We start from the raw sequence: 13,567 nt of genomic DNA, 5'->3' as shown, positions 1-13,567 counted from the left end.
TTGTAAGTTGAAAAACGGGTTTCCGGCCCCAGAATTACGACGTGATTACAAGCAGAACACGGGGGTCCACATGCCGAGATCAAACACAGAGGTTGCCCGTCTTGCTCCAGTCCGGAGCGCAGGACACTACTGGGCGGCCCTACTGATGCTTTCCGTCATGGTTTCAGTTTTCTGGAGCCAGTCCCTCGCCGCGCGCGGCTTGCCGGACTTTACCGAACTGGTTGAAGAGAACTCCAGCGCGGTAGTGAATATCAGCACCACAAGTGAGCCGCGTAATCAGGGCTCCCGTTTCCAGGGATCGCCGTTCGATGAAAGGCAGCTTGAGCAGTTGCCGCCGTTCCTTCAGGAATTTTTTCGTGGCCCGCAATCACCATTCGGCGGCTCGCCCCGTTCGCAGCAGCCCCAGCGTTCCATGGGCTCTGGCTTCATTGTGTCAACAGACGGTTATGTACTCACCAACAACCATGTAGTGGAAGGTGCTGACGAGGTCATAGTGCGGTTGAACGACCGCCGTGAGTTTCAGGCCACGATTGTTGGCACCGACCCCCGTTCAGACATGGCCGTGCTGAAGATCGAGAACGGTGAGGATCTGCCCGTGGTCAAGGTGGGGCGTTCACGTGACCTCAAGGTTGGCGAATGGGTGTTTGCTATCGGCTCTCCGTTCGGTTTTGACTACACGGTTACGGCAGGCATTGTCAGCGCCCTTGGCCGTTCATTGCCCTCCGAAAACTACGTGCCATTCATCCAGACAGACGTGGCAATCAACCCCGGCAACTCCGGTGGGCCACTGTTCAATCTTGATGGTGAGGTAGTGGGTATCAACTCCCAGATCTATACCCGCTCTGGCGGTTTTATGGGGGTTTCTTTCGCCATTCCCATTGACGATGCGATGAACGTATTCAACCAGATCCGGGACAAGGGCAGCGTTGCGCGGGGCTGGCTTGGTGTGTTGATTCAGGAAGTAAACCGGGACCTGGCGGAATCTTTTGGCCTGAAACGCCCGAGGGGCGCGCTGATTGCTGAAGTCATGCAGGGGTCGCCGGCTGAGAAGGGAGGCCTGGAATCCGGAGATATCGTGCTGGAATACAACAGCGAGCCGGTTCAGTTGTCATCAGACCTGCCGCCGCTGGTGGGCCGGACGCCGGTGGGCGAATCGGCTCGGCTGACGGTACTGCGGGGTGGTCGGGAAATTGAGCTGGATGTGACCATCGGCCGCTTGCCGGAAGATGGCGATGACAGCTCAGACCCCGTGGTTGGTGAAAACAATGCGCCGTCACAGGACCCGCTGGGCCTGGCGGTTGAATCCCTGACGCCGGAGCAAGCCAGTGCTGCCGGTGTTCAAGGTGGCGTGCTGGTGACTCGGGTAGGTCAGGGGCCCGCAGCGGAAGCTGGGATCCGTTCCCGAGACATCATCACCGAGATCAATCGCGAACAGGTACGCTCAGTGGAGGATTTCCGGAATGCCACCCGGAAGCTGCCGTCAAACCGGGCGGTTTCGGTCAGAATCGTCCGCCAGGGCCGTGCCATCTATCTGGTGATGAAGCCCTGACACCCTAGAAAACAGGCGTTTCGCAAGCCCCCGGTGTCTTTGACGACAGGCCCGGGGGCTTTTGCTATAATCGCCCGAACTGATAATAAATGGGGTCATGGAACGGACCGAAAACGATGATAACCAGCAAGGAACTTCCCCTCCGACAGCTTCTGCAATTACGCCATGCTTGGATTGCCTGGCTTGTGTTCTTTGTTGCCGTAGCCGCCACCCTGCTTCTATGGCAGGTGTCAATCCGCCTTGTGGAAGACCGCACCGAGGCCCACTTTCGAACCCAGTCCCTGCAGTTGAAAAGCGCCATCGAAGAACGGTTACTCAATTATGAGCAGGTGCTGGCAGGCAGTTCCGGTTTGTTCTCGGTCGCCGGGGAAGTCACCAGGGAGCAGTGGCGGGAGTATGTCGAGAAAGTCGATATCGACCGTTACTACCCGGGTATTCAGGGTATCGGGTATGTGCAACGGATTGGTGTTCGGGACATGGCAGATCACATCGCTTCGGTGCGGGCCGAAGGTGTCTACAATTATCTGGTCAAGCCGCTCGGCACAGGCCCGTTTTATTACCCCATGGTGTACCTGGAACCGGGCACAGATCGCAACGGCAGGGCGCTGGGTTATGATGCCTTCAGTGATCCCATCCACCGGGTAGCAATGGAAAAGGCCCGGGACGATGCTGTGCCAACCGTGACGGGGAAGGTGGTTCTGGTTCAGGAATCGTTGGCGGAAGACCAGGCCGGCTTTCTGATGTACTACCCGGTATATCAGGGCGGAGAAATCCCGGACATTCGCGCAGAACGGCGAATGATGCTGTCTGGTTATGTGTTCAGTGCCTTCCGGATGAATAACCTGATTGATGGCATTGTTGGCCTTATCTCTCCCTTTCTTGACGTGCGGATCTACGACAGCGGTGTGGTGGCCCGGGACACCCTGATGTATGGCTCCAACCTGGGGTCGCTGGATAACGAATTCAGCTTTGAAATGAGCCAGACTATCTCCCACGGCGGCCGGGACTGGCTGTTGCAGACCCGTTCAACACCTGCCTTCGACTTTCTGGCGGCAGACCCTCGCCCACCGATTGTGCTGGGGTCCGGGTTGGCCATCAGTGCTTTGTTATGCCTGTTTGTGCTGGCGCTGATTCGTTCCCGGCTGATCGCCCAGATCAGCGCTGGCCGTTACCGGGCCATTACCGAAGGAGCTGCCAACGTCACGCTGGTGATGGATCGCCGTGGTGAGCCGCTTTATGCCAGCCCGTCCAGTCGGGACATCCTGGGCTTCGACCCCGACAAGGTCCATTCCATGCAGTTGGAAGCCCAGGTGCATCCGGACGACCTGCCCCTGCTGCAGCGCGGTTTTGAGGAATCCATGCGTGCGCCGGGCAAACAGATGCCGGTCGTGCGGGCTCGTATCCGGGATTCTGAGGGCCAGTGGCGTGACATGGAAGGCACCTACACCGCCATGTTGTCTGTGCCTGGTGTTAACGGCGTGGTGCTGAGCCTGCGGGACCTGACCCAGCTCAAGGCTGCCCAATCCGAGTTGCATCGACTGGCGTTCTACGATCCGCTCACCGGGCTGGCAAACCGTCAGTTGTTCCGGGACCGTCTGAACCACGTGGTACGCCGGAGTCGCCGCAGTGGTGAACCCGCGGCCCTGATGTTCCTGGATCTCGATGGTTTCAAGCGCATTAACGACACCCTGGGGCACGACGCCGGGGATGAGCTGCTGAAACAGGTGGCGCTGTGGCTGGAAGGCTGTGTGCGTGAGGAAGACTCAGTGGCCCGCCTGGGAGGCGACGAATTTGTGGTGCTGTTGTCCCAGATCAGCGGGCCGGACGCCGCCGGCAAGGTGGCAGAGTCCATACTCCGCCGCCTGTGCCAGCGAATACGCCTGAACGACCACGAAGTAGGCATTACCGTGAGTATCGGCATCACCATGATTCCGCATGATAGCGAGGATGCCGGTACTCTGATGAAGTATGCCGATCTGGCCATGTACCGGGCCAAGGAGCTGGGTCGCAATACCTATCAGTTCTTCACTCCTGCCATGAATATCAAGGCCGCCCGGCGCCTGTTGCAGCAGGAAGAGCTGGCCACGGCCCTGGATGGCGACCGGTTTGTTCTGCATTACCAGCCAAAGATTGATCTCGTCAGCCAGCGGGTGATTGGCGTTGAAGCTTTCCTGCGTTGGCACCACCCGGAAAAGGGACTGGTTTCGGCGCAGCAGTTTATCAACCTGGCGGAAGAGACCGGCCTGATTGTCCGGCTGGGCGAGCTGGCCCTGCGGCAAGCGTGTATTCAGGTGCAGGCCCTGGAACGGGCCGGCTTCGAATCCCTGAAGATGGCAGTGAACCTGTCGGTGCGACAGCTGACCGATTCCGGTTTCCTGGACATGATTCGTCAGGTCATTACGGAAACCGGCGTGTCGCCGGAGCGTCTGGAGCTGGAGATGCCGGCAGAGTTGTTGAACGAAGACCCTCGCATGCTGCGTGAACTGCTGGTGTCGCTGAATGATCTCGGGGTTTGCCTGATCCTGGATGACTTCGGGACCGGTTCATGCTCGCTGGTCGCGTTACAGCAGCTCCCGCTGGACGTCATCAAGATTGATCATCGGTTTATCCGGGACATTCCCTATAACGTCAGTGCTACCGATGTGGCGTCTGCCGTGATCGCGCTGGCGAAGAAACTGCACCTGACCGTGGTAGCCGAGGGCGTGGAAACCCTGCAGCAGCTGAGTTTCCTGAAATCCGCCGGGTGCGCCCAGTGTCAGGGTAATCTGTTCAGCTACCCGCTGGACGAAGACGCGTTGATCGGGTTCCTGATCCGGCAGTACGAGAAGCCGCTTATTTCCTGATCATGGCAATAGCGGCCGGTAACCGGTAAAATCACGCCGTTCCCGGACCCGGTAGCGGCCATTCCGGGCTCAACCCTACGTCTTATATGAGTAATCATTGTCTGTGACTGAACTGAGCCGAATCCGTAACTTTTCCATTATTGCCCACATTGACCACGGTAAATCCACACTGGCGGATCGTTTTATCCAGATATGCGGTGGCCTGACCGACCGCGAAATGGCCGAACAGGTGCTTGACTCCATGGATCTGGAGCGGGAACGGGGTATTACCATCAAGGCCCAGAGCGTAACGCTCAACTACACCGCCAAAGATGGTGAAACCTACAAGCTGAATTTCATCGACACCCCTGGCCACGTGGATTTTTCCTATGAGGTATCCCGGTCCCTCTACGCCTGTGAGGGTGCGCTTCTGGTGGTAGATGCCGGCCAGGGTGTGGAAGCCCAGTCGGTGGCCAATTGCTATACCGCCATTGAGCAGGGCCTTGAAGTGGTGCCTGTTCTGAACAAGATGGACCTGCCCCAGGCAGAGCCGGAACGGGTGGCGGCGGAAATTGAGGACATCATCGGCATCGAAGCCGCCGATGCGGTGCGCTGCAGTGCCAAAAGCGGCCTGGGCGTGGAAGATGTACTTGAGGATCTGATCCGGAAGATTCCGCCACCGAAGGGTGACCGCAGTGCGCCTCTGCAGGCGCTGATCATTGATTCCTGGTTCGATAACTATCTGGGCGTGGTATCCCTGGTTCGGGTGACCGAGGGCGTTCTGCGCAAAGGCGACAAGATTGTCATCAAATCCACCAAGAAAGCGTGGAATGCCGACAAGGTGGGTATCTTTAATCCGAAACCCACCGACACTGATGTTCTGGAAGCCGGTGACGTAGGCTTTGTGGTGGCGGGTATCAAGGATATTCACGGTGCACCGGTGGGCGACACCATCGTGCATCAGAAGTTCGCCGACGAAACTCCGATGTTGCCGGGCTTCAAGAAGGTTCAGCCACAGGTTTATGCGGGCCTGTTCCCGGTCAGCGCTGACGATTATGACGACTTCCGGGATGCCCTGGAAAAGCTGACGCTGAACGACGCCTCCCTGTTTTTTGAGCCAGAGAATTCTGACGCCCTTGGTTTCGGGTTCCGCTGTGGTTTCCTGGGCATGCTGCACATGGAAATTATCCAGGAGCGGCTGGAGCGTGAGTACGATATCGATCTGATTACCACGGCGCCCACGGTAATCTATGAAGTCATTACCAAGCAGGGTGAGACCCTGTCGGTGGACAACCCCTCGCGGCTACCGGATATTGGCTCCATCGAGGAAATGCGTGAGCCCATCGTGGAGGCGAATATCCTGGTGCCTCAGGAACACCTGGGTAACGTTATTGCCCTGTGTGAAGAGAAGCGGGGTGTTCAGAAGAACATGCACTTCATGTCCACCCAGGTTCAGCTCACCTACGAGTTGCCGATGGCGGAAGTGGTGATGGATTTCTTCGATCGGATCAAGTCTGCCAGCCGTGGTTTTGCCTCGCTGGATTACCACTTCGTGCGGTTCCAGCAGGCCAATCTGGTTCGCCTGGACGTGTTGATTAACGGTGAGCGGGTCGACGCCCTGGCATTGATCGTTCATCGGGATCTGGCGCACCGTAAGGGGCGCCAGCTGATCGAGAAGATGAAAGAGCTGATTCCCAGGCAGATGTTTGATATCGCCATCCAGGCGGCGATCGGAACCCAGGTGGTGTCACGGGTTACGGTCAAGGCATTGCGCAAGAACGTTACCGCCAAGTGTTACGGTGGTGACGTCAGCCGGAAGAAGAAACTGCTTCAGAAGCAGAAAGAAGGTAAAAAACGTATGAAGCAGCTGGGCAATGTCGAGGTGCCTCAGGAAGCGTTTCTTGCTGTATTGAAAGTGGATAACTAAAACTAAGGCTCCCGGATGGATATTGATTTTCCGCTGGTACTGGTGGTTCTGACCTTCGCGACTGGATTGATCTGGCTGGCGGATAAAGTGTTTTTCAGCAAACGGCGGCAGGCAGCTGGTCCGGACGTTGGCGGTGCCGCGTCCGATGAAACTGCCGAGACCAGTGAACCCTGGTTGGTCGACCTGAGCCGATCGTTCTTCCCGGTACTGGCCATCGTTCTGGTGCTTCGTTCGTTTCTGGTAGAACCCTTTCAGATTCCCTCCGGTTCGATGCTGCCGACCCTCGAAGTTGGTGATTTTATCCTGGTAAACAAGTACGCCTACGGGCTTCGGTTGCCAGTGGCCGGCACCAAGGTGGTGTCGATGGGTGATCCCGAGCGTGGTGATGTCATGGTGTTCCGTTATCCGGAGGATGGCGCCACCAATTACATCAAACGAGTGATTGGTTTGCCGGGTGACCGGGTGCGCTATCGCGATAAACAGCTGTTTATCAATGATGAACCAGTGGCCAGGGAGTTTGTGGCCCGTCTTCCGCCAATGGAGCGCTGGCGTGAGGAAGTGGGCGGCGTTGAGCACGATGTGTATCTGACCCTGGGCCGGGTTGCAGGCAACGGGGAAGGTGAATGGCTGGTGCCTGATGGCCACTACTTTGTCATGGGGGACAACCGGGACAACAGTAACGACAGCCGGTTCTGGGGCACTGTGCCTGATGAGCTTGTGGTCGGGAAGGCCTTCGCCATCTGGATGCACTGGAAATCGCTGACAAGTCTGCCATCTTTTGATCGAGTGGGTAGCATTGACTAACCCCGTTGTGCCGGAGACAAACATGATGAAAAAGAATAATCCCGTCGGATTGCAGCAGCAGGGCGGCAGCGCTCTAACCATGCTGATTGTGGCGATGTTTTTTGGCAGCCTGCTGGCCCTGGGGCTGAAAATCGGCCCTGCCTACCTGGACGATTTCACCATTCAGGAGGCACTGGAAGGTCTCGATGGCACCGAGGGGTTGTCGCGCATGGGGCCGGCTGAGGTGCGTAGCCTGATTAACCGGCGCCTGAGCGTCAATAACGTCAGGGGCTTCGACGCCAAGCAGATCAGCGTTGAGAAAAATGGTGAGTTCGTGGTCATTAAGGTGGACTACGAGGTTCGCAATCATCTATTCGGAAACGTGGACACCATCGTTCATTTCCAGCACGAGTATGAGTTAAAGGGACAGTGAGTTCACAACCAGATCTGGATCAGTTGCAGCGTCGTATCGGATACACCTTCAAGGAACCCGAGCGGTTGCTGCTGGCCCTGACCCACAGAAGTTACGGGAACCAGAATAATGAACGCCTGGAGTTCCTTGGGGATTCCATCGTTAATATGGTGATTGCAGAGCACTTGTACCTGCACTTCGAGAAAGCCCGGGAGGGCCAGTTGAGCCGGCTCCGGGCGCGGATGGTCAAAGGCGTGACCCTCGCCGAGATCGGTCGCGAATTCCAGTTGGGCCAGTATCTCCGGCTGGGCTCTGGTGAGCTCAAGAGTGGTGGCTACCGGCGCGAGTCGATTCTGGCGGATGCGGTGGAGTCCATCATCGGTGCTATTTACCTGGACAGCGATTTTCATACCTGCCGTGAGCAGGTGCTGCGCTGGTTCGAGCATCGCCTGGCCAATCTGGACATTCAGGACACCCAGAAAGATCCGAAAACCCGGTTGCAGGAATACCTGCAATCCCGGCAGTTCCCGCTGCCTCGTTACGAAGTGATCTCCGTCGACGGTGAAGCCCATGAGCAGACGTTCCACGTCTCCTGTGCCTTACCGTCACTGGATCGAAAGACCAGCGGCACCGGTAGCAGTCGGAGAATTGCTGAACAGCAGGCTGCCCGCAATGCCCTAAAGCAACTGGGCGTGGAGAACTCCTGATGAATGATATTACCCGCCCGGAAGATCCGGACAGCCGTTGTGGTTTTGTCGCCATTGTTGGCCGGCCGAACGTGGGAAAATCCACGCTTCTGAACCATATCCTGGGCCAGAAACTGAGTATTACCTCCCGCAAACCCCAGACCACCCGACATCAGGTGCTGGGTATCAAGACAGACGGACCGGTGCAGGCCATCTATGTGGATACCCCCGGTATGCACGAAGACGAGCCCCGCGCGCTGAACCGTTACATGAACAAAGCGGCGTCGTCTGCCCTGATCGACGTGGACGTGGTGGTGTTCGTGGTGGACCAGCTGGCGTGGACCACTGCCGATGACATGGTGCTGGAGAAATTGTCGCGGTTGAAATGCCCGGTTATCCTTGCAGTTAACAAGGTGGACAAGGTTGAGAACCGGGACAAACTGCTGCCGCACCTTGAGGCACTGTCCAAAAAACGGGAATTTGCCGAAATTATCCCTTTGTCTGCGTTGAAAGAAACCAACCTCCAGCCACTGGAGGAAGCTGTGGGACGTTTTCTGCCCCAGAGTGTGCACTTCTACCCGGACGATCAGATTACGGATCGCAGCGAGCGCTTTATGGCGTCGGAGATGGTGCGGGAGAAAATTACCCGCCAACTCGGGGCTGAATTGCCTTATTCCGTGGCAGTAGAGATCGAAGAGTTCAAGCACGAGGGGAAAACCCTGCATATCTCGGCCCTGATTCTGGTGGAACGGGAAGGCCAGAAGAAAATCATTATCGGTGACAAGGGCGAGCGCCTGCGCCGCATTGGCCAGGAAGCCCGAGTGGATATGGAACGCATGTTTGGCACCAAGGTCATGTTACGTTTGTGGGTGAAGGTAAAGCGCGGCTGGGCCGACAGCGACCGGGCATTGAAAAGCCTTGGCATGAGCGATTTCTGAGGTCGCTATGAAGGGAGCGGTGCAGCAGGAGCCCGCTTATGTGATTCACCGGCGCCCCTGGCGGGAAACCGCCTTGCTGGTGGATCTGTTTACTCTGAATCACGGCCGAATGAGTCTGGTGGCGCGCGGCGCCAACAGTGCCAAAAGCCCCCTCAAGGCCCAGTTGCAGCCGTTCCAGCCGTTAATGGTGGACTGGACCGGAAAAAGCGATCTGAAAACACTGGTGCAGCTTGAGGTTCGGTCGGCGCCGCTGCTTTCGCAAACCCGTGCCCTGTACAGCGGCCTCTACATCAATGAACTGCTTCAGCGCATTCTGCCAGTGGCAGACCCTCATCCCACCCTGTTTGCCAGTTACATAGAAAGCCTGCAGGCTCTCGCGGCACTGGCGGCCAAAACCGATGTAGAGCCAATATTGCGGCACTTTGAACGGGCGTTTGCCGGGGCCCTCGGGTATGACTTCGCCTGGGATGAAGCCACTGATACCGGCTTGCCAGTGGTGGCCGGTGGTTACTACGGTTATGATCCGGTGCAGGGCATTGTGTCTGCCGCTGCCACCGGGGTTCGATTGCAGCAGATTCCGGGCGAAGCTTTGCTGGCCCTGGCCGACGGCGACTTTACCGGTGAGTTACCGCGCAGGACTGCCAAGCGGGTCATGCGTGTTCTGGTGGACTATCTGTTGCAGGGTAAACCATTACACAGCCGCAATCTGTTCAGCCATTCCGTTTCATCATCAGGGAGAACCCCATGAATTCCAGAGTGTTGCTCGGTGTGAATATTGACCACGTGGCCACATTGCGCCAGGCTCGCGGCACCCGCTATCCGGACCCGGTTCAGGCGGCACTGGTGGCCGAGGAAGCGGGGGCCGATGGTATTACCATTCACCCCCGGGAAGACCGCCGGCACATCCAGGATCGAGATGTACTGCTGCTGCGAGAAGTCCTGCAAACCAAGATGAACCTGGAAATGGCGGTAACCGATGCCATGCTGGCCTTTGCCGAACAGGTTCGGCCGGAGTGTGTCTGCCTGGTGCCGGAGAAGCGCGAAGAATTGACCACCGAGGGTGGGCTGGATGTCGACGGTCAGGAAGAGCGTGTGGCCAAGGCCTGCGACCGGCTGGCAAAGATCGGGGCCGAAGTATCACTGTTCATTGACCCGGATCCGGTGCAGATAGACGCCGCTGTGCGCTGTGGTGCGCCGGTTGTCGAGCTGCACACCGGCGAATACGCCGAAGCGCAGGACCCGGCTGTTCGGGAAAAAGCGTTCAAACAGCTGGCCGATGCCGTGGCCTATGCCCGAAAGAAAGGGTTGATTGTGAACGCTGGCCACGGCCTGCATTATCACAACACCGAGCGGGTGGCGGCGATTCCGGGCATTAACGAGTTGAACATCGGCCATGCCATTGTTGCCAGGGCAGTGTTCACTGGTCTGAAAGAGGCGGTTCGGGAGATGCGCGCCATTCTTGAGCGCGCCCGCCCCTAAGCTGGCCTCAGGTGGTCTCCGGTTGGCGCTGCTGCTCTCTGAACAGCTGCTGCCAGTCGGTTTGTTCACTCCAGATCTGCAGTCGGTCCATGGCTGCCAATAGCTGGTCCTTCTGTAACTCCATATCCGGGGCCTGGCACTTCAGTGCGGTTTCAAAACGGTTGGCGGCGGTTCTCAGCTCCGGTACGCCGCAGTAACGGGTTGCGCCGTGGAGCTTGTGTACGCATTCAAGCAGCTCGTCGGTGTCATTGTTGTTCCAGAGTTCGGTTACACGCTCGATGTCGGTGTGCAGTTGTTCCAGCAACATGCTGAACAGTTCTTCCGCCAGGTCGGCCTTGCCAGCGGCCAGTTGAATGCTTTCATCTACACTGACGCAATCCTGCTGCATGCGACGGTTTGATGGCCGCAGGGTGCGGCGGGTATCCCGGACTTCCGAGATTTTGAAACTGTCGTTGCTGCTCTTGCAGTCATAACCCGTGTATTCGCGAATCAACTGGACCAGCTGAGTGCTGCTGATCGGTTTTGGCATGTAACCGTCGAAGCCCTGCTGGGTCAGTCTTTCCTGTTCATCGGCCAGGGCATGGGCGGTCAGGGCGATGATCGGGGTATGGTGAGAGCCGGTATCCAGATCCCGGATTCGTGCCGTGGTTTCCACACCATCCATGCCCGGCATTTGCAGGTCCATGAACACCAGGTCAAAGGGCTTCTGCCGGGCCTTGGTCAGCGCCTCGAATCCGCTTGAGGCGCCCTCTGCTTCAAGCCGGCAGTCCTGCAGCAGGGTCATCACCAGTTTCAGGTTGGCGTCATTGTCGTCCACGGCCAGTACACGCGGAACTCTCGAAGGGCCGCTGCTTCTCAGTGGCAGGGACACTTCTCCTGCTCCCCGGTTGCTGGCCTGGATGCCGTGGATCAACAGCAACAGTTCGTCGTAGAAGGCATCCCGGCACACCGGTTTGGTAAGGTGTCCGCTGGACAGCCCGGACAGCGGCGTGTCGTGGGTTTCCAGGGTGGGGGTCAGCAGCAGTGTCCGGCAGTCCCGCTCCACTTCTAGCGAACGCACCATGTTGCAGTACTGGCTGGAGTTCAGCAGGTGGCGGGTAATGCCGATAATGGCGGCGGCGTAGCCTTCCTGCTTCCGTTGGGCTTCCTCCACGTGTTCCACCAGGGCGGCTGGCGAGGACACCCGTTGTACCGCCACGCCCCAGTCCCGTAACAGGTGTTCGACCGCGAGCCCGGTGGTTTTCTGCTGTTCGAGGTAGATTATCCGCTCGCCGCGCAGGGCGTCTTTTGGCGCGCTGGTGTCGGCAGCGGCAGACAGTTCCGGGGTGAGGGTAAACCAGAAGGTAGAGCCTTTGCCGAGTTCGCTTTCCAGGCCAATTTTGCCGCCCATCTCTTCCACCAGCCGCTTGGAAATGGCCAGTCCCAGCCCGGTGCCGCCATACTGCCTGGCGGTTGAGGCGTCAGCCTGGCTGAAGGCGTTAAACAACGATTGTTGCTGGGCCCGGGACAGGCCCACGCCGGAGTCCGTGATGCTCAGGCGCAGGGTTACCCGATTGCTGTCGGGTGTTTCGTCTTCCAGGCTGGCCCGCAGCACCACTTCACCGGTCTGGGTGAATTTGATGGCGTTATTGACCAGGTTGGTGATGACCTGCTTCACCCGCAGCGGGTCACCCATGACGTTGTCCGGTACATCGTTATAGACCAGTGGCACCAGGTCCAGGTTCTTGGCATGGGCTGCCGGTGCCAGCATCACCATCACCTCTTCCACGATATCCCTTAGCTGGAACGGTACCCGGTCAAGAATCAGCTTTCCGGCCTCGATCTTGGAAAAATCCAGGATGTCGTTAATGATCGTCAGCAGAATCTCGGACGATTTCCGGATGGTGTTCAGGTGGTCCCGTTGCTGGCGGGGCAGGGGGCTTTTCAGCAGCAATTCGGTAAAGCCGATGATGCCATTCAGGGGCGTGCGGATTTCGTGGGACATATTGGCCAGGAATTCGGACTTGATCCGGCTGGCTTCCAGGGCTTCCTTGCGGGCGAAATCCAGTTCGATATTCTGAATTTCAATGGTTTCCAGGGTTTCCCGGAGGTCCTCTGTGGCCTGGTCGATGTTCTGCTGCATTTCCGCCTGGGCCTTGCTGAGCTCGGAGGCCATGTCATTCAGGCCGGATTCCAGTTGCTCGAATTCGGGGCCGGCACTGGTGTACACCCGGGTATCCAGCTTACCTTCCTTGAGCCGGGCTACGGCTTCATTGAGCTGGAACACCGGATCGGTGAAGGCACGGCTCAGACGCAGGGCAATGGCCATGCTGAGCAGTACCCCGCCAATCACCAGTAGCAGGGAAATCAGTAGCGCCTTGTAGGTTTCCTTTTCGGTGCGGACATGGGACATCTCCACCGCAACCCAGCCCAGGGGTTCCTGTAACCGGGTGGCCGACTGCCGGACATCCGGGTCGAGCATGGTCTCGATCATCAGGTCCTGCAGATAAACCGGAGTGACAAACCGGGTGCTGCTGTCCCGGGTAATCTTTACCGCCAGGTCCGGCTTCAGGGAGGATTCGTCGATGGCATCGGCGCCGCCCGGACCGGTGTGGAGCAAGCGGCGGCCGTCTGGCGAGAAGAAGGTGATCGAGCGAACGTCCTGCTCTTCCAGCAGGGCGTTGGACAAGCTGCTCAGCAGGCTGCGGTTGGCGGTGAACAGGCCATACTCGGAGCCGGCAGCAAGCTGGCGGGACAGGGATTCACCCCGATCCCTCAACAGGTTCTCGATGTTGTTGACCCAGCTGTAGGTGAAAAACAGCCCCAGTAACAAAGTGGTCAACAAGGTGGGAACCAGCGTTACCACCAATACTTTTTTGCGAATGCCCCAGCGCCGCATAGATATGTTCCTGCTAGTTTCCTGAGCCTGGCCGGGCCGATCTTACCCGGAACCGGCACTTCCCTGTGTTATGAGCATAGTTGATCTGATTCC

The 13,567-nt window shown here is 58.0% G+C and carries 10 protein-coding genes; 9 read left to right on the top strand and 1 reads right to left on the bottom strand.

Annotated features, from left to right (window positions below; translation table 11 throughout):
* Positions 1 to 70: 70 nt before the first annotated feature.
* The 9 genes from J122_RS10590 (at position 71) to pdxJ (ending at position 10,596) form a co-directional block, all read left to right on the top strand.
* Entirely contained in the window at positions 71 to 1,549 is a 1,479-nt protein-coding gene (locus tag J122_RS10590; protein ID WP_061332279.1) for a DegQ family serine endoprotease, read from the top strand.
* Positions 1,550 to 1,665: 116 nt separating this feature from the next.
* On the top strand, positions 1,666 to 4,392 hold the full coding sequence (locus J122_RS10585) for an EAL domain-containing protein (RefSeq protein ID WP_061332278.1): 2,727 nt from the start codon (positions 1,666 to 1,668) through the stop codon (positions 4,390 to 4,392).
* Positions 4,393 to 4,495: 103 nt separating this feature from the next.
* Entirely contained in the window at positions 4,496 to 6,298 is a 1,803-nt protein-coding gene (lepA, locus tag J122_RS10580) for a translation elongation factor 4 (RefSeq protein ID WP_061332334.1), read from the top strand.
* A gap of 15 nt (positions 6,299 to 6,313) precedes the next feature.
* On the top strand, positions 6,314 to 7,102 hold the full coding sequence (gene lepB / locus J122_RS10575; protein WP_061332277.1) for a signal peptidase I: 789 nt from the start codon (positions 6,314 to 6,316) through the stop codon (positions 7,100 to 7,102).
* A gap of 25 nt (positions 7,103 to 7,127) precedes the next feature.
* Entirely contained in the window at positions 7,128 to 7,514 is a 387-nt protein-coding gene (locus tag J122_RS10570; RefSeq protein WP_061332333.1) for a DUF4845 domain-containing protein, read from the top strand.
* On the top strand, positions 7,511 to 8,200 hold the full coding sequence (gene rnc / locus J122_RS10565) for a ribonuclease III (protein ID WP_061332276.1): 690 nt from the start codon (positions 7,511 to 7,513) through the stop codon (positions 8,198 to 8,200). Before J122_RS10570 ends, rnc begins: the two co-directional genes overlap by 4 nt.
* Positions 8,200 to 9,117, top strand: coding sequence for a GTPase Era (gene era / locus J122_RS10560; protein WP_061332275.1), 918 nt, complete (start codon positions 8,200 to 8,202; stop codon positions 9,115 to 9,117). The genes rnc and era overlap by 1 nt, the downstream gene beginning before the upstream one ends.
* 7 nt (positions 9,118 to 9,124) lie before the next feature.
* Entirely contained in the window at positions 9,125 to 9,865 is a 741-nt protein-coding gene (gene recO / locus J122_RS10555; RefSeq protein ID WP_061332274.1) for a DNA repair protein RecO, read from the top strand.
* Positions 9,862 to 10,596 carry a pyridoxine 5'-phosphate synthase gene (gene pdxJ, locus J122_RS10550; protein WP_061332273.1) on the top strand — a complete coding sequence of 245 codons (735 nt, stop codon included), beginning with the start codon at positions 9,862 to 9,864 and terminating at the stop codon, positions 10,594 to 10,596. The genes recO and pdxJ overlap by 4 nt, the downstream gene beginning before the upstream one ends.
* Before the next feature lie 7 nt (positions 10,597 to 10,603).
* Here pdxJ and J122_RS10545 read toward each other — a convergent pair whose 3' ends face one another.
* Positions 10,604 to 13,474, bottom strand: a complete 2,871-nt coding sequence (locus J122_RS10545; protein ID WP_061332272.1) for an ATP-binding protein — start codon at positions 13,472 to 13,474, stop codon at positions 10,604 to 10,606.
* Positions 13,475 to 13,567 lie beyond the last annotated feature (93 nt).

The organism is Marinobacter excellens LAMA 842 (genome assembly GCF_001574445.1).
GTDB classification, from domain to species: Bacteria; Pseudomonadota; Gammaproteobacteria; order Pseudomonadales; family Oleiphilaceae; genus Marinobacter; species Marinobacter shengliensis.
Note: the sequence above shows the minus strand (reverse complement) of the source record. Positions and strands in the feature narration are given on the sequence as shown.

What these genes read in the sequence shown, in the direction of transcription:
- lepB (WP_061332277.1), top strand. Translation starts at nt 6,314, where the DNA reads ATGGATATTGATTTTCCGCTGGTACTGGTGGTTCTGACCTTCGCGACT.
- era (WP_061332275.1), top strand. Translation starts at nt 8,200, where the DNA reads ATGAATGATATTACCCGCCCGGAAGATCCGGACAGCCGTTGTGGTTTT.
- J122_RS10570 (WP_061332333.1), top strand. Translation starts at nt 7,128, where the DNA reads ATGAAAAAGAATAATCCCGTCGGATTGCAGCAGCAGGGCGGCAGCGCT.
- recO (WP_061332274.1), top strand. Translation starts at nt 9,125, where the DNA reads ATGAAGGGAGCGGTGCAGCAGGAGCCCGCTTATGTGATTCACCGGCGC.
- J122_RS10585 (WP_061332278.1), top strand. Translation starts at nt 1,666, where the DNA reads ATGATAACCAGCAAGGAACTTCCCCTCCGACAGCTTCTGCAATTACGC.
- pdxJ (WP_061332273.1), top strand. Translation starts at nt 9,862, where the DNA reads ATGAATTCCAGAGTGTTGCTCGGTGTGAATATTGACCACGTGGCCACA.
- J122_RS10590 (WP_061332279.1), top strand. Translation starts at nt 71, where the DNA reads ATGCCGAGATCAAACACAGAGGTTGCCCGTCTTGCTCCAGTCCGGAGC.
- J122_RS10545 (WP_061332272.1), bottom strand. Translation starts at nt 13,474, where the DNA reads ATGCGGCGCTGGGGCATTCGCAAAAAAGTATTGGTGGTAACGCTGGTT.